This is a genomic window from Bizionia hallyeonensis, from assembly GCF_042657385.1.
GTDB classification, from domain to species: Bacteria; Bacteroidota; Bacteroidia; order Flavobacteriales; family Flavobacteriaceae; genus Algorimicrobium; species Algorimicrobium hallyeonense.
This window is the reverse complement of the sequence record NZ_JBHSLA010000005.1, coordinates 24,151-45,925: the sequence shown is the minus strand read 5'-3', so window position 1 is coordinate 45,925 and position 21,775 is coordinate 24,151. Positions and strand designations below refer to the sequence as shown.

18 protein-coding genes are annotated in these 21,775 nt (G+C 33.3%); 6 read left to right on the top strand and 12 right to left on the bottom strand.

The genetic code is table 11. The annotated features are described in order from the left end of the window. Window positions 1-29: 29 nt before the first annotated feature. The 8 genes from ACFPH8_RS12130 to ACFPH8_RS12095 form a co-directional block, all read right to left on the bottom strand. Entirely contained in the window at window positions 30-587 is a 558-nt protein-coding gene (locus ACFPH8_RS12130) for a hypothetical protein (RefSeq protein WP_376861295.1), read from the bottom strand. 133 nt (window positions 588-720) lie between these two features. Further along, complete coding sequence (locus ACFPH8_RS12125) at window positions 721-1,089, bottom strand: hypothetical protein (RefSeq protein WP_376861293.1); 369 nt, start codon at window positions 1,087-1,089, stop codon at window positions 721-723. A 626-nt stretch (window positions 1,090-1,715) separates the two neighbouring features. Next, window positions 1,716-3,443 (bottom strand): hypothetical protein, encoded by a 1,728-nt coding sequence (locus ACFPH8_RS12120; RefSeq protein WP_376861291.1) that lies wholly within the window; start codon window positions 3,441-3,443, stop codon window positions 1,716-1,718. Between the two features lie 76 nt (window positions 3,444-3,519). Continuing rightward, window positions 3,520-4,650, bottom strand: coding sequence for a helix-turn-helix domain-containing protein (locus ACFPH8_RS12115; protein WP_376861289.1), 1,131 nt, complete (start codon window positions 4,648-4,650; stop codon window positions 3,520-3,522). A gap of 111 nt (window positions 4,651-4,761) precedes the next feature. After that, complete coding sequence (locus tag ACFPH8_RS12110; RefSeq protein WP_376861287.1) at window positions 4,762-6,033, bottom strand: adenylosuccinate synthase; 1,272 nt, start codon at window positions 6,031-6,033, stop codon at window positions 4,762-4,764. 11 nt (window positions 6,034-6,044) lie between these two features. Next, window positions 6,045-6,497 (bottom strand): Fur family transcriptional regulator, encoded by a 453-nt coding sequence (locus ACFPH8_RS12105; protein ID WP_092208756.1) that lies wholly within the window; start codon window positions 6,495-6,497, stop codon window positions 6,045-6,047. Window positions 6,498-6,523: 26 nt separating this feature from the next. Continuing rightward, window positions 6,524-8,746, bottom strand: coding sequence for a RelA/SpoT family protein (locus ACFPH8_RS12100; RefSeq protein WP_248398594.1), 2,223 nt, complete (start codon window positions 8,744-8,746; stop codon window positions 6,524-6,526). 47 nt (window positions 8,747-8,793) lie between these two features. Beyond that, window positions 8,794-9,252 (bottom strand): SRPBCC family protein, encoded by a 459-nt coding sequence (locus tag ACFPH8_RS12095; protein ID WP_376861284.1) that lies wholly within the window; start codon window positions 9,250-9,252, stop codon window positions 8,794-8,796. A 156-nt stretch (window positions 9,253-9,408) separates the two neighbouring features. On the opposite strand from ACFPH8_RS12095, the gene ACFPH8_RS12090 reads away from it, so the two are divergent. The 6 genes from ACFPH8_RS12090 to ACFPH8_RS12065 all read left to right on the top strand — a co-directional run bounded on the left by ACFPH8_RS12090 (window position 9,409) and on the right by ACFPH8_RS12065 (window position 17,764). Beyond that, window positions 9,409-11,358 carry a peptidylprolyl isomerase gene (locus ACFPH8_RS12090; RefSeq protein WP_376861282.1) on the top strand — a complete coding sequence of 650 codons (1,950 nt, stop codon included), beginning with the start codon at window positions 9,409-9,411 and terminating at the stop codon, window positions 11,356-11,358. Beyond that, on the top strand, window positions 11,359-12,216 hold the full coding sequence (locus ACFPH8_RS12085; RefSeq protein WP_376861280.1) for a peptidyl-prolyl cis-trans isomerase: 858 nt from the start codon (window positions 11,359-11,361) through the stop codon (window positions 12,214-12,216). It begins immediately after the preceding gene. After that, window positions 12,179-13,630 carry a peptidylprolyl isomerase gene (locus ACFPH8_RS12080; protein ID WP_376861278.1) on the top strand — a complete coding sequence of 484 codons (1,452 nt, stop codon included), beginning with the start codon at window positions 12,179-12,181 and terminating at the stop codon, window positions 13,628-13,630. Before ACFPH8_RS12085 ends, ACFPH8_RS12080 begins: the two co-directional genes overlap by 38 nt. 2 nt (window positions 13,631-13,632) lie before the next feature. Then, window positions 13,633-14,586, top strand: coding sequence for an AAA family ATPase (locus ACFPH8_RS12075; RefSeq protein WP_248398606.1), 954 nt, complete (start codon window positions 13,633-13,635; stop codon window positions 14,584-14,586). 235 nt (window positions 14,587-14,821) lie between these two features. Next, complete coding sequence (locus ACFPH8_RS12070; protein WP_376861276.1) at window positions 14,822-17,086, top strand: aconitate hydratase; 2,265 nt, start codon at window positions 14,822-14,824, stop codon at window positions 17,084-17,086. A gap of 108 nt (window positions 17,087-17,194) precedes the next feature. Further along, window positions 17,195-17,764: a TlpA family protein disulfide reductase gene (locus tag ACFPH8_RS12065; protein WP_376861274.1), complete on the top strand. Its 570-nt coding sequence runs from the start codon at window positions 17,195-17,197 to the stop codon at window positions 17,762-17,764. On the opposite strand, the gene ACFPH8_RS12060 is transcribed toward ACFPH8_RS12065, so the two are convergent. From ACFPH8_RS12060 to ACFPH8_RS12045, 4 genes are all read right to left on the bottom strand, one after another. After that, window positions 17,750-18,904: a lycopene cyclase family protein gene (locus ACFPH8_RS12060; protein ID WP_376861272.1), complete on the bottom strand. Its 1,155-nt coding sequence runs from the start codon at window positions 18,902-18,904 to the stop codon at window positions 17,750-17,752. The two genes, ACFPH8_RS12065 and ACFPH8_RS12060, sit on opposite strands and share 15 nt — an antisense overlap. A gap of 21 nt (window positions 18,905-18,925) precedes the next feature. Continuing rightward, window positions 18,926-19,375, bottom strand: coding sequence for a sterol desaturase family protein (locus ACFPH8_RS12055; protein ID WP_248400601.1), 450 nt, complete (start codon window positions 19,373-19,375; stop codon window positions 18,926-18,928). A 7-nt stretch (window positions 19,376-19,382) separates the two neighbouring features. After that, entirely contained in the window at window positions 19,383-20,222 is an 840-nt protein-coding gene (locus ACFPH8_RS12050; protein WP_376861270.1) for a phytoene/squalene synthase family protein, read from the bottom strand. Between the two features lie 61 nt (window positions 20,223-20,283). Continuing rightward, window positions 20,284-21,750 (bottom strand): phytoene desaturase family protein, encoded by a 1,467-nt coding sequence (locus ACFPH8_RS12045; RefSeq protein ID WP_376861268.1) that lies wholly within the window; start codon window positions 21,748-21,750, stop codon window positions 20,284-20,286. Between the last annotated feature and the right edge of the window lie 25 nt (window positions 21,751-21,775).

Here is a 21,775-nt window from a genome sequence, read left to right as displayed (position 1 = left end):
CAAACAGAAACAATAAGCTAGTATATTTTTCAAAAAAGATTAAAAGTTAGAAAATATTTATAGCCACCTTGATTTATCATAATCCATGCAGCCAACTTGTTACTATCTGGTTCAAACAATAATGCACCTAATGGTGAATCGGGTTCTTCTTTTCTGAAATAGGCAAATACGTTTTTATCTTTTGAATACATTTTTTCTCCATTAACACTTTCCATGGCTTTTTCTTCATCAAAGGGTTCGTAAATTTTATGGTTTTTATAAAACCTGATTGGTTTAGCATCCAAATTTTTTAGTCCTATGCTATCAACAGTTTTTCTGAAATAATAAAAAATCGTATCAAAAGTTGCCAATCTTCGTTCTTTTCTTTCAATTACAGTATCCTTTAAAACATAATCAAAATAAATGTATTTGTTGAATAAACTATCTCTTGAGATTTGAGATTTTTCTTTGTTGTTAACATAATTAGCCAGTTCAGTAAGCTTTTTGTATTGAGCCTGTTCGTTTATTGTCCAATTTTCGGAATCTTTCTCTTGACTAAAACACAAGAAAGTTGATAAGAATAAGATGGTGATTAGTATTTTGTTCATTTACATGTTTTTTAAAATATTAAATACAATGAGATTGGTAATTATTCACTCGTTAATGAATAAAATATTTTGTAGGTTAAAATTAAAAACCTAACTAATTGAAATTTGATTGGTTTTTACTAGTCTATACTTTTTATGTCATGTTTCTTTTACCTTTTAATAAAACTGTTATAATAATTATTAAAATTAAAACGGGAATCCAAAACAACCAACTAAATTTGAGTGCGTTAGAATTTATTAACATCATAATTAAAGGGAATATAGCAAGAAAATAACCCAACGTTGATATGATTTTGTTTTTTAGGAAAATTAAGATTAGACCAGAAAGACCAATTACGTGTATAAATAAATCTAATGACATATCATTTTCCATGATACGTTCAAAAGGAGTTACAATTAAAATAAAGCCATAGGGAATATCAAACTTCTTTCCAGGCACAAAAACTGCTAATAATACCAGGATTGATAAAATTTTCAGAAAAATAATTTTGTACTTATTCATTTCTTAAGGTATTTTAGTTACAGTTATTATCTAAAGGAGCAACTCCTCCATTTAGATTTCTAGTACTGCCTTGAAGGTAAGACCATATGTCTTATATACTCGCCAAAAGCGGCAGGTGTTGCTCTTTCTCCTGATGTATATAGACCAATGCATTCAGACAAAGGAACATCAAAACCTACAATATTAGATGCCGAAATATTCTTCCTTTTGTAAACTTTTACAAGTTTAATAATCAGAATATGAAAATATCATTTTCTTATTCTGATTATTAATAAAACCCAAATAATAATAAAAGGAATCAATGAGTAAAGAGATATTTCCCAATTACTGAAATTTCCTAATCTAAAGTTTAATAATTGAAATCCAACAACATAAATGAGTGGAATCAAAATAAAGAATATCTTTCTTTTTGCAAATAATAAGTAAAATATCAAAAATTGAATGCTTATTAAATACGTTAATAGAACTACATTATTTAATATTATTTTATTTTGTAAAAGCTCGTTCACTAACCCCAGTTCAATGAACAAGTAAGGAATAATTAAACTTTTTTCGCCACCAGTAAACAAGCATCCAAAAGTGCTTATGAAAAGTAACATTATTAATAATCGTTTTTTCATAAAGATTTAGTTACATGCACCACTAGAAGTAATAGCATCGTTATAATTATCAATTGGAATTCCTATATTACTTGAATATGGGTTATTGCTGTTGTGCATCATTTCTCTTAAGTCTTCTCCATAATCACCAGGATTAATACAAGACCCAGCTCCAGGAAGTATTGGTATATCAGATGTAGAAGGTGTCATGTTAAAACCAAGGTTGTTTACTGCTAAATTATGGGCAACATTCGTACAATTATTATCATCTAAATCATAGTCGCTGTTTGCTATTAATTGAATATCATTAATAATCCCATTAAATTGGGTTATGCTAATATCGTCAAAGGTTATATAAATATCATATTCATGCTCATCACCCGGATAACCGTTATCTTGAAAAATACCAGGACCATCCCAATTTCCTAGATCTTTGTAATCATTACCTTCAGGATAAAAACCTATAGTTAAATTCACCGAAGTTCCATCCATGTTATTTTTGAACAAAGTAAAAAAAGTATGTCCAGGTGTTTGATTATAATAGTTAAAGACATTTCTAGTGCCATCAACTGGTTGATCGACGTATAATACGTAACCATAATTTTGGACTGGTTTGCCATCATCAAAACAATTTAGATAATCATTTAAGTTATTAATTGGGTGTGGTGAATCTTGACTAATAGTAAGTTGTTCGATGAAAATATCAGGATTATTCATAAAATACTGTTCAAGAGCCTCTTCAAAATCCATATTAGGATTAGCAATCATGATACTTGTTACGTCTAGCATGATTTCTTGTGCTTCCTCACTACAACCACTTTCACCCAAGAAGTTTTGTATTTTTCCTGCTTTGTGTTTGTTTGCTTTAAGCCAATCAATCATAATCAAATCCATTACGGTGTTATCCATAGTATTTGGTTGGTTAAAACCATTCATACATTTCTGCACATTTTCCCATGGTTGCGTATAGTTTGGAGCTGAAACAAATGGATTTGAACCGGTACCGTAGCCATTAGGGCCTTCATTGGGTGTGTTTGTAGGTCCGTTGTTATTAGGGTTGCCAGTACCAGTTGTAGCAACACATGAACTAGATTGTAATACATAACCAGATTCCCTATAGTTGCACCCAGATACTTTACAGACACCGTTTCGAGGTGCTCCATGAAGTTGACCACTATGATCTACTGAATCTAACCAAAGCCAAGTTTCAGTACAAATAAAATACATCATTTTATTACTTTCAATAACAAAATCTAATTCATCAAATGAAATAGCTGTGTATTTCGTTGATAAACTATTTAACAAGGCTAAATCTAAAGTTTCATATTCGGCTTTAGTAAAACCATATTTAACTATAAAAGCATCATACGTGCCTGAAGCATTTAAATGAAATACGAGATTTTCAATTTTATCATTTTCAGGATTATCTCTTTTAAGATCGAAATTATAAGAATGGAATCCAGTTACAGTATTCTCAACAAATTTGACATTTTCAGTTTCTACCGTAAAGCCATGTTCTTCATTATGAACTTCTCTACTATATTCTAAATTTATAGGTTCATTTGTATTGGAGTTTATAGCGTTTAATTTATTGGAAATGGAGGTGTTTGAAAATACAAACTCTTTATTAACGTTTGTAACCTTAAATTGAGATTGGGTTGCATTTTGATTGTCAGTTTCAATGAAATCATCTTGTTCGCAATTAAAGAGAGCGGTAAGAAAAATTAAGCAGAATAAAGTTTTAAATTGTTTCATATATTATAATTTGATTATTTATTTGAAACAATAATAAGCTGGTTTTGTATAACAGGAGTCCAATATTTGTATATAGTTACAGATTCTGGACTTCTTTTTTGAAGCTGGCAGGCGTTTTTCCAGTAAACTTTTTAAAAGCGCTGTAAAAACTAGATTTAGAATTGAAGCCACATTCTAAACCAATGGATACATTCGTGTAATGATTGTATTCTGGATTGGTTAGAAGTACTTTAATTTCTTCAACTCGTAATTTATTTAAGTAGTCATTAAAGTTATAATCTGTATTCTTATTAATTAGTTGCGAAATATAGCCTTCACTTAACGCTAATTTAGTTGCAATATCATGTAAGTTAATATTAGGTGATAGAAATAATTGTTCTTTTTTTATTAATCTCTCTAATTCAATAAAAGCATTTTCTTTACTTGTAGTGTGCTTATTAGCAACGTTGTTTTCTCTGTTTTTCCGTAACGCTAGAAGTTCTTGTAGTTTTAAAGATTTAGAAATCCCTAAATATCCTATCCAATAAACTAAAATAGACATTCCTAACCACATTGGATAAAACACAAAGGATTCATTCACGTTAAAAAATACAACCAAGGAAATACCAATTGCCCAAAAAACGCAAATAATAACGCCTGTATAGATCAATTTCTTTAACCAGCTCGTTTCTGGTTTAATTTTGATTATATCTTCATGAGGTTTGGCTTCAAACCTTTTTATAGTCATGTAGGTAAGATATATAACTATAAAATTAAATAGTAACGAAGCAAATTCCAGATAACTATAAATACCACGCTCAAAATGACTAACCAATTTGACGGTTCCTATTTTAGTTGTATTCGTTAATAGATACACGAGTTCAATAAGTAAGACAATAAAAAAAGGCGCAATTAGAAACATACGGTATTTTAATTTCGCTTTTTCTTGGAATAGAAATTTGGTAACATATATGTAAAACATGGGCAATACGAGCCAATGCCATGGAATATAAGTGAATTTAAAAAATGGATAATAGGCCTCTAAATTTGTGTCAATTATCCAATATTGTAAATTACTTAAAGAAAGGAATAACACTGTAGCAGCTAAATACCCTGTGTTGGTGGTTAGGTATTTTTTATGTGTTAAAACAATGATACTAAATATAAAACCTTGAACAACACCTGAAATAATGAGGATATTAAATATGTTCAGATGCAATTCTTTCATGTTCAAATATAAATAAAAAGACTACCAGTTTGGTAGTCTTTTTCTGTAATAATATAAAATTATAGTTTCTTCGCTTTGTTCTGAACGACACTTCAAGATTAAAAATAGAACTTACATAAAAATCGTCTGTTTTCTATCTGGTCCAACAGAAACTACCGTAATGGGAATTTCTAATTCTTTTTCCAAGAAGGCGATATATGTGTTTAATTCTTTTGGGAATTGCGATTTTTCAGTCATTTTGGTTAAATCGTCTTTCCAACCAGCGAAATCTGAATAGATAGGTTTAATATTTTCAGGTTCTATATTATAAGGTAAATGCGTAATGGTTTCACCTTTATATTCGTAAGCTGTACAAATTTTAAGAGTTTCAAATCCGGAAAGGACATCGCCTTTCATCATCATTAATTTGGTAACACCATTTACTTGACAAGCATATTTTAAAGCCACTAAATCCAACCAGCCACAACGTCTAGCACGACCAGTAACGGCGCCAAATTCACGACCTATTCTAGCCATATCTTCGCCAACTGTATCAAACAATTCTGTTGGAAATGGACCAGAACCAACACGGGTTGTATAGGCTTTAAAAATACCATAAACATCGCCAATTTGATTTGGCGCGACACCTAAACCAGTACAAGCACCAGCAGCAGTTGTGTTGCTAGAGGTTACAAAAGGATAGGTCCCGAAATCGATATCTAACAGCGAACCTTGAGCACCTTCGGCTAAAATAGTTTTACCTGCTTTTTGGGCTTGGTATAAATATTCTTCTGAATCAATAAATGTTAATTCCTTTAAACGCTCTACGGCTTCAAAAAATTCAGTTTCTAATTCTTCTAAATCATATTCAATCTTCACATTGTAAAAGTCAATCATGGCTTCATGCTTATTAGCAAGCGCACGATATTTATCTTTCCAATCAACCAATTCTAAATCGCCAACACGAATACCATTTCTACCTGTTTTGTCCATATAAGTTGGGCCAATACCTTTTAAAGTCGAACCAATTTTAGCCTTCCCTTTGGAGGTTTCGCTGGCGGCATCCAACATACGGTGCGTTGGTAAAATAATATGTGCTTTTCTAGAAATGATTAATTTCTTTTTATAATCAATATTAAATTGATCAAGTCCTTCTAATTCTTTTACAAACACAACAGGATCAATCACCACACCATTACCAATGACATTTGTGGAATCGTCGTGAAAAATTCCAGAAGGAATCGTTCGTAAAACGTGTTTAATACCATCAAATTCCAAGGTGTGCCCAGCATTTGGTCCGCCTTGAAAACGGGCAATAATGTTGTAGTTGGAGGTTAAAACATCAACAATTTTTCCTTTGCCTTCGTCTCCCCATTGTAATCCTAGTAGTAAGTCTACTGCCATGTTGTAAAATATTATTTAGTTGTTTTCTTGTTGCCGTAAAAGTAGAGTGAATGATTTGTGATTTCAATATCAAAAACTTCTTCAATTGTTTTCTTTATAGATTGAATTCGCGGATCGCAGAACTCGATTACTTCACCTGTATCTGTTAAAATAACATGGTCATGTTGCTTATCAAAATACGATTTTTCATAATGTGCCTGATTTTGCCCAAATTGATGTTTACGCACCAAACCACATTCTAAAAGAAGTTCAATAGTGTTGTATAAGGTTGCACGACTAACACGATACTTTTTGTTTTTCATGTTTAAGTACAACGATTCTATATCAAAGTGTTCTTCGCTATTATAAATTTCTTGTAAAATAGCATAGCGTTCTGGTGTTTTACGGTGCCCTTTATCACTTAAAAAGGCTGTAAACACATTCTTAACTATCTCCTGGTTTTTTGTATCGGTTTTAACGCTCATAATCGGCTGCAAATTTACACATATTTTTAAACTCTTTGTACTTTATCAATACCATTAATTTTTTTTAGGTTATCCATCAGCTTTTTCAAGATATTATTGTTTTGAACAACCACATTTATTTTACCTGAAAAAATCCCGCCATCACTTTCAAAACTAATGCTTTTCATGTTTACATGCATGTTGGATGAAATAACTTTCGTAATCGTATTTACTAATCCCAAATTATCAATACCAGATAAAATAATTTGTGCTGGAAATTCTTGTTGTGATGAATCTATCCATTTGGCCGTCATAATGCGGTAGGCATAATTAGACTGTAAGCTTACAGCATTTGGACAGTTCTTTTTATGGATTTTTAATCCATCATTAATGGTTAAGAATCCAAAAACAGGATCCCCAGGAATTGGATTGCAACAATTGGCAAATTTATAGTCTAGCTTTTCTTCTTCTTTTCCAAAAACTAATAAATCATATTTAGAAGTTATTTCATCTTTTTCAAGTTCTTCCTTTGGAATATTAGGCTTTCTAGAGATTTTGTTTTTAATATAACTCATGAAAGCATTGCTTCGGGATGATGCAAACTCCTTGAGCATGGTATTATCAATAGACCCTGTACCAATGCGGTAAAACAAATCGAGACTCGTTTTAAGTTTGAAGAAATTTACCAGTTCATTGACAGATTTCTCATCCAACACAATTTTTAATTGTTTTAATTTCCGACGAAGAATTTCCTTACCATCTTCAGCAACTATTTTCTTGTCTTCTTTTAAAGCTGATTTTATTTTACTGCGTGCTTTTGCCGTAGTGGCATAATCCAGCCAGTTTGGATTAGGTTTGGCATTTTCGGCAGTTAAAATATCCAACCGATCACCACTTTTTAATTCGTGACTTAAGGGAACTAGTTTTCCATTTACTTTGGCACCACGTGTTTTCATGCCAACTTCGGTGTGGATGCTAAAGGCAAAATCTAGAGGCGTGGCACCTTTTGGAAGCGATTTTAAATCGCCTTTTGGTGTGAAAACAAAAATTTCTTTGGAGTAGAGGTTAAGTTTAAATTGCTCTACAAAATCAATAGCATTTGTTTCTGGGTTTTCTAACGTTTCTTGTAATTTGGAAATCCAGCTATCAATACTATCATCTTCATTCTCGCTGCCTTCTTTGTACTTATAGTGCGCGGCATAGCCTTTTTCGGCTATTTCATTCATACGTTCGCTTCGGATTTGCACTTCTACCCAACGACTTTTTGGGCCAACAACGGTAATGTGTAGGGCTTCGTAACCCGTAGATTTTGGGGAGGAAATCCAATCGCGTAAACGGATAGGGTTGGGGCGAAAATGATCCGTTACAATGGAATATATTTTCCAAGCTAGAAATTTTTCGTTTTCAGGATCACTTTTATAAATGATTCGTACCGCAAATTTGTCATAAATCTCATCGAAAGAAACACCTTGATTTAAAATTTTCTTACGGATGGAGAAAATGGACTTCGGTCTCCCTTTTATTTCGTAATTTAATTGTTCCTTATCCAAAGAGGTCGAAATTACTTTACTAAACTCCTTGATATAGAGGTCCTGGTCCTCTTTACTTTCTTTTATTTTGTTGAGAATATCAAAATACACTTCCGGTTCGGTGTATTTTAACCCTAAATCTTCTAATTCAGTTTTAATGTTATACAGCCCAATTCGGTGTGCAAGAGGTGCATATATATAGAGGGTTTCTGAAGCAATTTTAATCTGTTTATCCGCTCGCATAGAATCCATGGTCTGCATATTGTGCAAGCGATCTGCAATTTTAATAATGATAACCCGAACGTCATCATTTAAAGTCAGTAGCATTTTCCTGAAATTCTCCGCCTGCATGGAAACATCCATATCTGTGTCCTTATTCAGCGAGGATATTTTAGTTAAACCATCTACAATTTTAGCAACGGTTTCACCAAATTGGTCTTCAATATCTTTAATGGTGTAACGCTCGCTGTCTTCAACAACATCGTGTAATAGTGCGGCGGTAATGGATGTGGCATCTAGCCCAATTTCTTTGGCAACTATTTTAGCAACAGCAATAGGATGAAAAATATAAGCTTCGCCAGATTTTCTGCGCTGATCTTTATGTGCATCCACAGCCACATCAAAAGCTTTTCTAATTAGAATTTTATCTTCTTTAGAAAGCGTTTGATAGCTTACGCTCAGTAATTCGCGATATGCTTTGGTAATTTTGGCATTTTCCTTTTCGATGTCAATTTCTGTCATAAAAATAAAAATAGTATAAAGAATTTTAGTTTACAATAATTGGCTGTTTATTTTTTGCGGATTACAGCCGTTTCATTTTCGGCAAAACTTTTAAAATTTTTTAAATAAGTTTTTGTTTGATTTATAAAGGTTTTAGGCATAACTAAAAGCATCATACGCATTTTAAAATTGGTTGGAATATATTCGTTCCTTGTAGTCCATACGGTCTCTGAATCTGAAATGGCCTTAAAATAATTTTCTTGAATGTTATAAAGCCCATTGCTTTCATAGGTAAAATGCAACTTATGCGGTAATTTGCTTTCAGAAATAGTTTGAATTAAAAAGAAAGGCTTTTTATTTAACACATAATGTAGCTGTATTTTAGAGCCTGTTTCACCTGGCATGCCGTAAATATGATCATAATGAGTAAGTCCCTCTTGCCAGTGTTTTAAATTTTCCACATTATTAAATTTACAGATAAATGCTTTTAAACTTAAATTAATGTGTATTTCAGATGTGTATGTCATGCACAATAGGAGTTTGTATAAATAAAGATACAATTATTATTGGTTTTGGTATCTATTAATTCCACATACTAAAAAACTTTATTATCCGTTTGTAAAGCCACTTGTATTATGGGTTAATATTCCTATTTTTGCAAGAATTCAAAAAACAAATTTCTGATGTTTAGATCTATATATGTTTTAATATGCTTCGTTGTTTTTGCTGCTACCCAAGCGCAAACTACTGATAAACCTGTTTTGTTTACGGTTGCGGATACACCCGTTTATTCGGAAGAATTTATTCGAATATTTAATAAAAATCTAGATTTAGTAAAAGATGAGTCTCAAAAAGATGTGGATTCGTATTTAGAGCTATTCATAAATTATAAGTTGAAAATAAAAGAAGCACAAGCAAAAGGTCTGGATACCATGCCAACCTATGTTCGTGAATTGAGTAACTATAAATCCCAATTGGCTAAAAATTATTTAACCGACACGAAAGTTACGGATGCACTTGTAGAAGAGGCATACCATCGTACAGCCAATGAGGTAAAAGCGAGTCATGTGTTAATTCGTTTGGACGAAAATGCTTCACCACAAGACACCTTAAAAGCTTATAATGAATTATTGAAATTGCGCGATCTAATTTTAAAGGAAGGTTTTCAGCCTGTTCAAAAGGAGGTTCATAACGGAAAAACTGTATATGCTGAAAATTTAGGTTATTTCTCCGCGTTTAAAATGGTGTACGATTTTGAAAACGCTGCCTATACTACCAAAGTGGACGATGTTTCCATGCCTTTTAAAACACGTTTTGGATACCATATTGTTTTAGTGGAAGATGCAAGACCATCCAGAGGTGAACGCACGGTTGCACATATTATGATAAATAATAAGCGTGATGATAAATTGGAAGACGCTGAAACACGTATTCATGAAATTTATAAAAAAATACAGCAAGGTGAATCGTTTGAGTCTCTAGCAAAACAGTTTTCTGAAGATCGAAGCTCATCAGAAAACGGTGGAAAATTAGCTGCTTTTAGTGGTGGGCAATTAAGCTCTACAGAATTTGAAGATGTGGCATTTGGACTAAAAAATGAAGGAGACATTTCAGCACCTTTTGAAAGTAGTTTTGGATGGCATATTATCAAATTATTAGATAAATCTGAAGTAGCAGATTTTAACGCCATGAAATCTGAATTAGAAGCGCGTGTAAAGCGGGATTCACGTTCTCAATTGATAAATACGTCTATAGTTAACACGTTAAAAGAACGCTATAATGTAAAGGATAATCCAGAAGCTTTAGCGTATTTTGAGTCTATTATGAATGAAGGGTATTTTTTAGGTTCTTGGAAATTGCCAGAAGATTTTACAGCTGCCAAAACCTTGGTGGTTATTGATGTCAAAACAGTTACATACGGTGATTTTGGTCAGTACCTTTTTAAAAATCAACGTAGAGCAATATCCAGAAAACCGTTTAATGCAATTGTAAAAGAAAACTACGATGCTTTTTTAAATGCGAATTTAATACTGTACCAAGAAGATAATTTGGAAAATGAAAGCGAAGATTTTGCAAACATCGTCACAGAATATCGTGATGGTTTATTGTTATTTGATTTAATGGAGACTGAAATATGGAATGCATCAAAAACAGATTCGGTGGCATTACAAGCCTATTTTAATGCTAATAAAAACAAATACAATTGGCGTAAGCGAATAGATGCTGATGTGGCATCGTCATCCAATAAAAAGGTTATAAAAAAGGCTCAAAAAATGTTGGAAGCTGGCCAGTCACCAGAAGCCATTAAAGCAGCTTTAAATACAAATGGCGTTGTTGACGTCATATTTACATCCGGAATTATGGATAAGGAACACCAAGCCGTTACCGCGGATATGAGTTTTGAAAAAGGTGTTTCTAAAATTTATCGTCATGATGCAGCATATGTTGTAGCAAATGTAAAAGAAGTTTTACCCGAATCGCCAAAAACCTATGAGGAAGCCAAAGGTCAAATTATAAGCGATTACCAGGTTGTTAAGGAAAAACAATGGCTAGAATCTTTAGAGCAGAAATACCCTGTGAAAGTTAATGAGTCAGTTTTAAAAAACGTTAAAGCTGAATTAAAAAACAATTAATTGAAACACGCCTATTTTAGCATATTAATGAGTGCCTTTTTGCTCGTGTCTTGTGAATATTTTTACAAACATGAAGTTGAGCAAACAGCAGTGGCACGTGTTAATGATGTTTTTTTATATACTGATGATTTACAACATTTGTTCACCGAAAATATGAGTTCAGAAGACAGTCTACTACGTGTAAATAATTTTATTACACGTTGGGCTACCCAGCAATTGCTGGTTGCGGGCGCAGAATTAAATCTTAACGAAAAAAAACTTCAGGATTTTAATAGGCTGGCCAAACAGTATAAAAACGATTTATATGCAACTTCTTATTTAGATGCTTTAGTTCGTAAAAATATTGATACCGTTGTTACAGAAAGTGAAGCGGAAACATACTTCACGAACAATCCGGATATTTTCACGCTTAAGGAGAACCTCATCAAGTTTAGATATATTCATGTGGATGAAAACCGATTGGATATAAACGATTTAAAAACCAAGTTTCAACGGTTTGATGCAGATGATAAAAGGGAATTGGATTCCATAGCCATTCAGTTTAAATCCTATTCATTAAACGATTCAATTTGGATTAAAGTAACGCAAGCCATCAAAAAAATACCAGTAGTTACAACTGAAAATAAAAATGAATTGTTAAAAAAATCTAATTTTATACAACTCAAAGATTCATTAGGCCTATATTTGATGCAAATTGAAGACGTTTTAGAACGTAACAGTGCGGCGCCATTGGAATATATTAAACCAACAATAGACCAAATTGTTATCAACAAACGAAAATTAGAACTCATTAAAGAATTAGAAAAAGATATTACAAAAGATGCTATTAAAAATAAACAATTTGAAATCTACAATTAGTCGTATGCGCCATATATTTACTGTATTAGCTATACTTTTTTCTGTTGCTATTCAGGCTCAAGAAATTATTGAAGATGAAGCACCAGCTGCTCAAAAGAAAGTAGATACAACCTTAACATCTGGAGCACAAAAAATTGACGGTGTAGCGGCAGTTGTTGGAGAGTACGTGATATTAGATTCTGATGTGGATGCTAATATTATTCAACTAAAAGCACAAGGTGCTTCTTTGGATGGCGTAACACGTTGTCAACTATTTGGCAAATTAATGGAAGATAAGCTTTACGCACATCATGCTGTACAAGATAGTATTGTCGTATCAGATGCTGAAATTCGTTCCAATGTAGACTACCAATTACAACAGTTCTTGGCGCAATCAGGAAAAACCATGGAGGAACTTCTGGAATTATATAGTCATCCAAATGAAAAAGCCTTCAGAGATGAAATGTATGAAATTAATAAGAGTCAGAAATTAGCAAGTGAAATGCAAAAAAAGATTCTTGATGGGATTGAGATTACTCCAGAAGAAACACGTCAATTTTTTAATCAAATTCCAAAGGACGAACGTCCAACATTTGGTACAGAATTAAAAGTATCTCAAATTGTAATAGAGCCGAAAATATCAGAAGAAGAAAACCAACGGGTTATCAATCAATTAAAGGAATTTAAAGCCGATGTTATAGAAAATGGTGCAAACTTCCGCTCGAAAGTGGTGTTGTATTCAGATGATAAAGCCTCTATTCCCCAAGGTGGTATGTACACGTTAAACAGGAAACAACCACGAATGGTTAAAGAGTTTCGTGAAGTAGCCTTTTCATTACAAGAAGGTGAAATATCCGATCCGGTGAAAACAGAATATGGTTACCATATTATATATTTAGAAAAAATTAGAGGACAAGAGTTTGATGTACGTCATATCTTATTAATCCCAAAAGTGTCTGATGCGGCAGTTGCAGAAGCACGTGAGAGATTAATGAATATCAGACAACGTATAGTGGATGGTGATATTAGTTTTGCAGATGCAGCTCGAGAGTCAAGTGATGAAAAGGAAACACGCAGTGAAGGCGGATTTTTAATTAATCCAGAAACACAAGATTATAATTTCGAATTAACAAAGATTGATCCTGAAGTATATGGACAAATTCAAGATTTAAAGGAAGGGGATGTCAGTTTGGTACTTACGGATCAAGGACGATCTGGAAATGTGAAATTTAAGATTATGATGGTAAGCGATCGTGTTGAGGAACATGTTGCTGATTATGCACGCGATTATTTAAAAATTAAAGAACTAGCACTTAACGAAAAACGCATTAGAGCTATTGATAAATGGCAAAATGAAAAAATCATGGATACCTATATTAAAATAAATAATGAATATAGAGATTGTGAATTTTCTAGTAACTGGTTAAAACAATAAATATGTCTGATGTTGTTGCAATTGAAAGCTTCGTAAAAAAATATAAACTATTAAAAACCGAAATTGCCAAAGTTATTATTGGTCAAGATGCGGTTGTTGATCAAATTCTAATCTCCATTTTTTCTGGTGGTCATGCCTTATTAATTGGTGTGCCTGGTTTAGCAAAAACGTTAATGGTTAATACCATTTCGCAAGCATTAGGACTTAATTTTAAGCGTATTCAATTCACACCAGATTTAATGCCTAGTGATATTTTAGGAAGTGAAATATTAGATGAAAACAGAAATTTTAAATTCATAAAAGGCCCTGTTTTCGCCAATATTATTCTTGCCGATGAAATTAACAGAACACCGCCAAAAACGCAAGCAGCTTTATTAGAAGCTATGCAAGAGCGCTCGGTTACTGTTTCAGGACATCATTATAAATTAGATTTACCTTACTTTGTTTTGGCAACGCAAAACCCTATTGAGCAGGAAGGAACGTATCCCTTACCAGAAGCGCAATTGGACCGATTTATGTTTGCTATTAATTTGGACTACCCAACCTTTGAGGAAGAAGTTGCTGTAGTAAAAGCAACCACTTCCGATGTTCAGAATACAGTGAATCCGTTGTTTACAGCACAAGAAATTGTGGATATCCAACACTTATTACGTCGTATTCCTGTGGCGGATAATGTGGTGGAATATGCAGTAAAAATGACGGGTAAAACGAGACCAAATAGCCCACAAGCAGCAGATTTAGTTAAAAACTACATAGATTGGGGAGCAGGACCTAGAGCCTCTCAAAATTTAATTTTAGCTGCCAAGACGCATGCGGCAATTCACGGTAAGTTTTCGCCAGATATGGAAAACGTTCAAGCTGTAGCATACTCTATTTTTAAACACCGAATTATTAAGAACTATAAGGCAGAAGCGGAAGGTATTACCGAAGAACAGATTATTACCAGTTTATTTTAAGTCGTTCTAAATTAATTCATTTATAATATTTTCACCATTAATTGTTAAATTAATATTTTTTATACAAAAATTTTGATTTTAATGTGGTTATTTTCTTTAGAAGTGATATTTCGTTAAATATCCTTCAATGATAAGACGTTTTCGTTACATATTTTTTAATCTTCTTTAAAATTTGTATTTTTGCAGTCCCATTAGATTGGAGATAAAAAAGTTTATTCACTATTAAATATATAATATGGCATTCGATATTGACATGATCAAAAAGGTTTATGCAAATATGGCTGAACGTGTAGATAAAGCACGTGAAGTTGTTGGTAAACCATTAACACTTTCAGAAAAGATTTTATACGCACATCTTTGGGATGGTAATCCTACCAAAGCGTTTGTAAGAGGTAAAGATTATGTGGATTTTGCTCCAGACCGTATTGCATTGCAAGATGCTACGGCGCAAATGGCCTTATTACAATTTATGCAAGCAGGAAAAGCTAAAGTAGCTGTTCCTACAACTACGCATTGTGATCACTTAATTCAAGCGAAACAAGGTGCTGTGCCAGATTTAAAGCGTGCAAATGAAACTAGTAATGAGGTGTTCGATTTTTTAGCCTCTGTTTCTAAAAAATATGGTCTTGGTTTCTGGAAACCAGGAGCAGGTATTATTCACCAAGTGGTACTTGAAAATTATGCATTTCCCGGTGGAATGATGATTGGAACCGATTCACATACTGTTAATGCAGGTGGATTAGGAATGGTTGCCATTGGAGTAGGTGGTGCTGATGCTGTAGATGTTATGGCAGGAATGGCTTGGGAATTAAAATTCCCGAAGTTAATTGGTGTTAAATTAACAGGTAGCTTAAATGGATGGACATCTGCAAAAGATGTAATCCTTAAAGTGGCTGGAATCCTTACTGTAAAAGGTGGAACTGGTGCTATTGTTGAATATTTTGGCCCTGGCGCTAAAAATTTATCATGTACTGGTAAAGGAACAATTTGTAATATGGGTGCCGAAATTGGTGCGACTACATCTACATTTGGTTATGATGATTCCATGGAACGTTATTTACGTGCAACAGATAGAAATGATATTGCCGATGAAGCCAATAAAATCCGTGAGTATTTAACAGGTGATGATGAAGTATATGCATCTCCAGAGCAATATTTTGATCAAGTTATTGAAATTAATTTAGATACCTTAGGCCCACATTTAAATGGACCTTTTACACCAGATTTAGCTACAGAAGTTGGTGAGCTTGGTGAAAAAGCAAGAAAAAATGATTGGCCTTTAAAAGTTGATTGGGGATTAATTGGATCTTGTACGAACTCGTCTTACGAGGATTTAACCCGTGCAGCCTCCATTGCAAAGCAAGCGGTAGATAAAAATATTAAAGCAAAATCCGATTTTGGTATTAATCCAGGTTCAGAGCAAATTCGTTTTACAGCAGAACGTGATGGCGTTTTAAAAATATTTGAAGATTTAAACGCTACTATCTTTACAAATGCTTGTGGTCCTTGTATTGGACAATGGGATAGAAGTGATAGAAAAGGTGATGAAAAGAATACGATTGTACATTCTTTCAACAGAAACTTCTCAAAACGTGCCGATGGTAATCCAAATACGCATGCCTTTGTAGGTTCGCCAGAAATGGTTGCGGCTATCGCTATTTCAGGTCGTTTGGATTTTGATCCTATGAATGATACCTTACTAAACGAAGATGGGCAAGAAATTAAATTAGATGAACCAAAAGGTTTAGAGTTGCCACCTTTAGGATTTGATGTTAAAGAATCTGGTTATGTGGCACCAGTAGAAGATGGTAGTAAAGTAGATGTGTCTGTTAATCCTAATTCAGAGCGTTTACAATTATTAGAGCCATTTACACCTATTGGAAATAAAATTACAGGTGCTAAATTATTAATTAAAGCTTTCGGGAAATGTACCACGGACCATATTTCTATGGCTGGACCTTGGTTGCGTTTTAGAGGACATTTAGATAATATTTCGAACAACATGCTTATTGGAGCTGTTAACGCCTTTGGTAAGAAAACAAACTTTGTTAAAAATCAACTAACAGGTGAGTATGGCGGTGTTCCAGATGTAGCAAGAGATTATAAAGCTAACGGTATTTACTCAATAGTTGTGGGAGACCATAATTATGGTGAAGGTTCATCTCGTGAGCACGCAGCTATGGAGCCAAGACACTTGGGTGTTGCCGCTGTTTTAGTTAAATCGTTCGCGCGTATTCATGAAACCAACTTGAAAAAGCAAGGTATGTTAGGTTTAACATTTGCTAATGAAAGTGATTACGATTTAATCCAAGAAGATGATACCATCAACTTCCTTGATTTAGATAGTTTTGCACCAGATAAGCCATTAACATTAGAGTTTGTCCATGCAGATGGCTCTAAAGATGTTATAGTAACCAATCATACTTACAACCAAGCACAAATTGATTGGTATAATGAAGGTTCTGCTTTAAATTTAATTAAGAAAGAAAACAACGCTTAATATCTAAGTCTGTTTTAAATATTTAAACTCCTGATAATTTATTTTTTCAGGAGTTTTTTTTTGTTAGGATTCCGCAATGTTAGCGACAAATGAATTTTACTTGACACTATGAAGAAACCGAAGTTTACAAGCAGTAATATTATTTTTATTATCGTGATGGCGTTGTTAATTATTCCACAAACACGACAGCCTATTCAAATCTTTTTACAGAAAGGCTTGGCAATGATTAGTCCTTCCGAAATTAGCGCAGATAAACGCGAAATATTGGAATCCTACGAAAATTGGAAGTTAGTAGACTCAAAAGGAAATCAATTCGATTTTAAACAAGCCGAAGGAAAAGTGGTGTTTATTAATTTTTGGGCAACCTGGTGTCCGCCATGTATTGCTGAAATGCCAAGTATTGATAATTTATATGCCGATTATAAGGATCAGGTGGTTTTTCTATTAGTTTCAAATGAAAAATCTAAAACCATCACTGATTTTAAAAGTAAAAACGATTATAATTTCGAATTTTACCAATCGGTAACCAACACCCCAAAGCAATTTCAAACTTCAAGTATTCCACAAACCTATCTTATTGATAAATCTGGGGCTATTGTCATGGATAAATCTGGTGCTGCAAACTGGAATAGTGATTCTGTGAGACAATTATTAGTCGATTTGTTAGCGTCTGAATAATACACGGAAAAACGCACTAATAAAACGCCATGAAAATAGGGAGCGCATAATTTTTACATCTTCAGTAAAAGATGATTCTTCATCTAAAAACCGAAACATGGTAGGGATGGCGTTTTTCCCATAAAATTGCTCGAAAATCCAAACACCTTTCTCGTTATTTGTTTTTAAAACATTAAGGAAAATTTTATCATAGAATTTATATTTCTTTTTAAAAATATTATATGAAGGTTGTTGCCCGTTTTTAATATTGGAAATTATGTTCGCTACATTTTTTTCTGTATGCTTAAACGAATAACCCGTTGAGCCTTTTACCCAACCGCCTCCAGTACCAATTTTAGTTATATGCTTGGTGTTATAGTTCCAAAAAGGAAAATCCGTCATAGGAATATTGCCCATTTCGGTTTCAACAATTTTGTACTTCTCAATTTCTAAATGACTTTCAATATAATCTTTTATAGCATCATCATAAACGGATTCTGAAACAGTTTCCGTTGTAAAAAAGGTATATTCAATAAGTGCTCGCGTTTCTGAAAAAGGTAGTACGTAAACAAAACTTGTGGAATTTTGATGTTGAAACCGATAATCCATCATGGTGATAGCATTAGGATTAAAATGAGGGGTTTCGGTTTCAATAATCCAACCTTTAAAATGTTGTTGAACTAATGTAAATTTTTCTATTTCGGAGTTATAATCCTTTGGAATTCTACTATCGAAAACGTGATCTGCAGTATACGTTTCCACCTTACCTTGTACCAAAACGGTAGACGTTTCGGTTGTAGAAATAATAGAATCGTTTATAAAATATATGTTTTCCGATTTTTGTAAAATTTCCTTCGCCCAATTATAAAAATCAATAGATCGGATGCTTTTATACGTGTATGGTTCTAAAGGCAGTGTGAGTGATTTAGTATTGGAATAAAAACGTGCCGTTTCCCAAGATTTTTCAACTATGGCATCCCATTTGCTCACGCCAATTTCCCAAAAACTCCATGTTTTATCATTGGAGGATTTATCAGAAGGGTCAATTAATGCAACTTTTTTATGTTTAAGTACATTATCCTCGGAGAAACCTAAAGCAAGCTGTAAACCTGCGAGACCATGTCCTATAATGATATAATCGAAATGATTTTCGTAAGACATGAAACGGTTGGTTAATATTGATTATTTTTTGAAGTATTTAAAAGGAACAAATAGCATTCCGAAGCATTCACCATCATCTTTACCCAAATGTTTATGGTGCATTTTATGCGCACGACGCACGCCTTTGGCATACCAATTATTGGCATTTCGTAACAATTTGAAACGTTGGTGGATAAAAATATCGTGAACAAAAAAGTAAGCCAAGCCGTAGGCAAAAATTCCTAAACCTAAAGGGAGTCCCGCCCAAAAGTCAGCATATCTCCATGTTAAAAATAGGCTTATACTAACGACGGCATAAAAAATAAAAAACAAATCATTTCGTTCAAACCAACTATCATGCTTTTTATGGTGATGGTCTTTATGTAAACTCCATAAAATCCCATGCATAATGTATTTATGAGTAAACCAAGCCATGAATTCCATAAAGAGGAATGTGCCAATAAAAACTAATATCCATAAAATAATATCCATCATATTTTTACAATAAATTTAGCTGATATTTTACATAACTACGCGTTAATAACTCAATTTTTTTATAATTAGCGACGCGAATTCTCGTGTTTTTGATTTGTAATGCTGGTGTTTTCTTTAATTTTTTCAAAAGCTGACTATAATACCTGTAAGCGGTAAAAACACCAAACTTGGCTTCAATAGGTAATTCCTTAATGCCCTGAAGTCCAATTGCGAAATCGCGCTCTATTTCTTCAATTATTAAAATTTTTGAAGTCTCATCTAGTTTGGATAAATCCGTATTTGGAAAATATGTTCGACTTAGATCTTCATAATCACTTTTTAAATCTCTTAAAAAATTCACTTTCTGGAATGCAGAACCTAAATGCATAGCCGAATTTTTAAGCTGATTAAATTTCTCATTATCACCTTTTACAAAAACTTTCAAACACATAAGTCCAACCACGTCTGCAGAACCGTAAATATAGGTGTTATATTCATCTTGGGTTAAATAAGTGGTTTTATGTAAGTCCGTACGCATACTTCGCATAAAGGCTTCAACCATATGTTTTTCAATTCCGTAATTATGATAGGTTTCTTGGAAGGAATTTAAAATGGGGTTTAAACTTATTTTACGTTCTAAAGCCAAATACAAATCGCTTTCAAATTCATTAAGCAAGGTTTCTTTATCGTAATCATGGAAACTATCTACAATTTCATCCGCAAACCTGACAAAACCATAAATATTATAAATATCCTGGCGGATAGAACGGGATAACATTTTGGTTGCCAAAGTAAAAGACGTGCTATAGGTTTTAGTAACCGTTTGACTGCACGCATGAGAAACATGGTCGAAAATTGATTTCATCTTTTAGTGTTTATTTATTGCAAGGCTTTTAATTACATTCAGTAAATAGGATGCGTGGTTTTTAGGTTGTATGATGTTTATTAATTAGCTCGGCAACCAGTTTTCCAGAGATTAATGATGGTGGTACTCCAGGTCCTGGAACTGTTAACTGTCCTGTAAAATACAAATTATTTACCTTCTTACTTTTTAATTTTGGCCTTAAAAAGGCAGTTTGCAATAACGTGTTGGCCATTCCATAGGCATTTCCTTTATAAGAGTTATAATCCTTAACAAAATCGTTTACACAAAACGATTCCTTAAAAAGGATATGTTCGCGTACCTTTTGAGAGGTTAATGTTTCAAAGCGATCCATAATTTTTGAAAAATACGTCATCCGTAACTTCGTATTGTCTTTCAATCCAGGTGCTAATGGAATTAAAAAGATACCAGCCTCTTTCCCTTCAGGAGCTGCGTGACTATCTGTTATAGAAGGAAAGCTTGCATAAAAAAGAGGGTTTTCTGGCCATGCTGGTTTGTCGTAAATAGATTCGGCGTGTTTTTCAAAATCCACATCAAAAAACAGGGTGTGGTGATTAACATTTTTGATTTTCTTATCAAAACCTACATAAAACAGGAGGGATGAAGGGGCAAACGTTTTAGAACTCCAGTAGGCTTGCGAATACTGCTTATATTCAGGATCTAGAAGTGTTTCTGTGTGGTGATAATCGGCGCCACTTAAAACCACATCGCTCAAATAGGTTTCGCCATTTGAAATGACACCTGAAGCAACTTTATTGACAACGAGTATTTTCTCAATAGGTGCATTGGTTTTAATAGTAACATCCAAACTTTTAGCCAATGTTTCCATGGCTAAAATAACTTGATACATGCCTTTTTTAGGGTGAAATGTTCCTAGGCCAAAATCGGCATAATTCATAAAACTATAAAACGAAGGTGTATCACTAGGTTTGGCGCCGAGAAATAATACGGGAAACTCCAAAATGGTAACTAACCGCTCGTTTTTAAACTCTTTACGCACATCTTTTTTAATGGTGCTAAAAAACTGTCCAATTTTTTTGAAGGTTTCGGTTGTTACCAATTCAAAAGGCGAAACTCCCGGGTTGTAAACCAAATCTTTAATAGCCACATTGTAATTGTCCTGTGCCTTATTTATGAATTTTTGAAGTGTTTTTGAACTGCCTGGTTCCTCTTTCTCAAAAGCGATAGCAATTTTATCTAAAGTGTCTTCTATCGTTATATAATCGTCCTTTCCGTAATAAACAGAATAGGCTGGATTTAGCTTTTCTAATTGATAAAAGTCAGAAGGCTTTGTATTGAAATCGGCAAAAAAGCGTTCAAATACATCAGGCATCCAATACCAGGTTGGACCAATATCAAAGGTGAATCCATTTTTAGTTAATTGTCTTGCACGACCACCAATAGTATTGTTCTTTTCAAATACAGTAACATCGTGCCCAGATTTTGCTAAATAGCAAGCTGCAGCTAAAGACGAGAACCCGGAACCTATAATTGTAATTTTCTTTTTCATGTGTTTAACAAATGTACAAAAATGT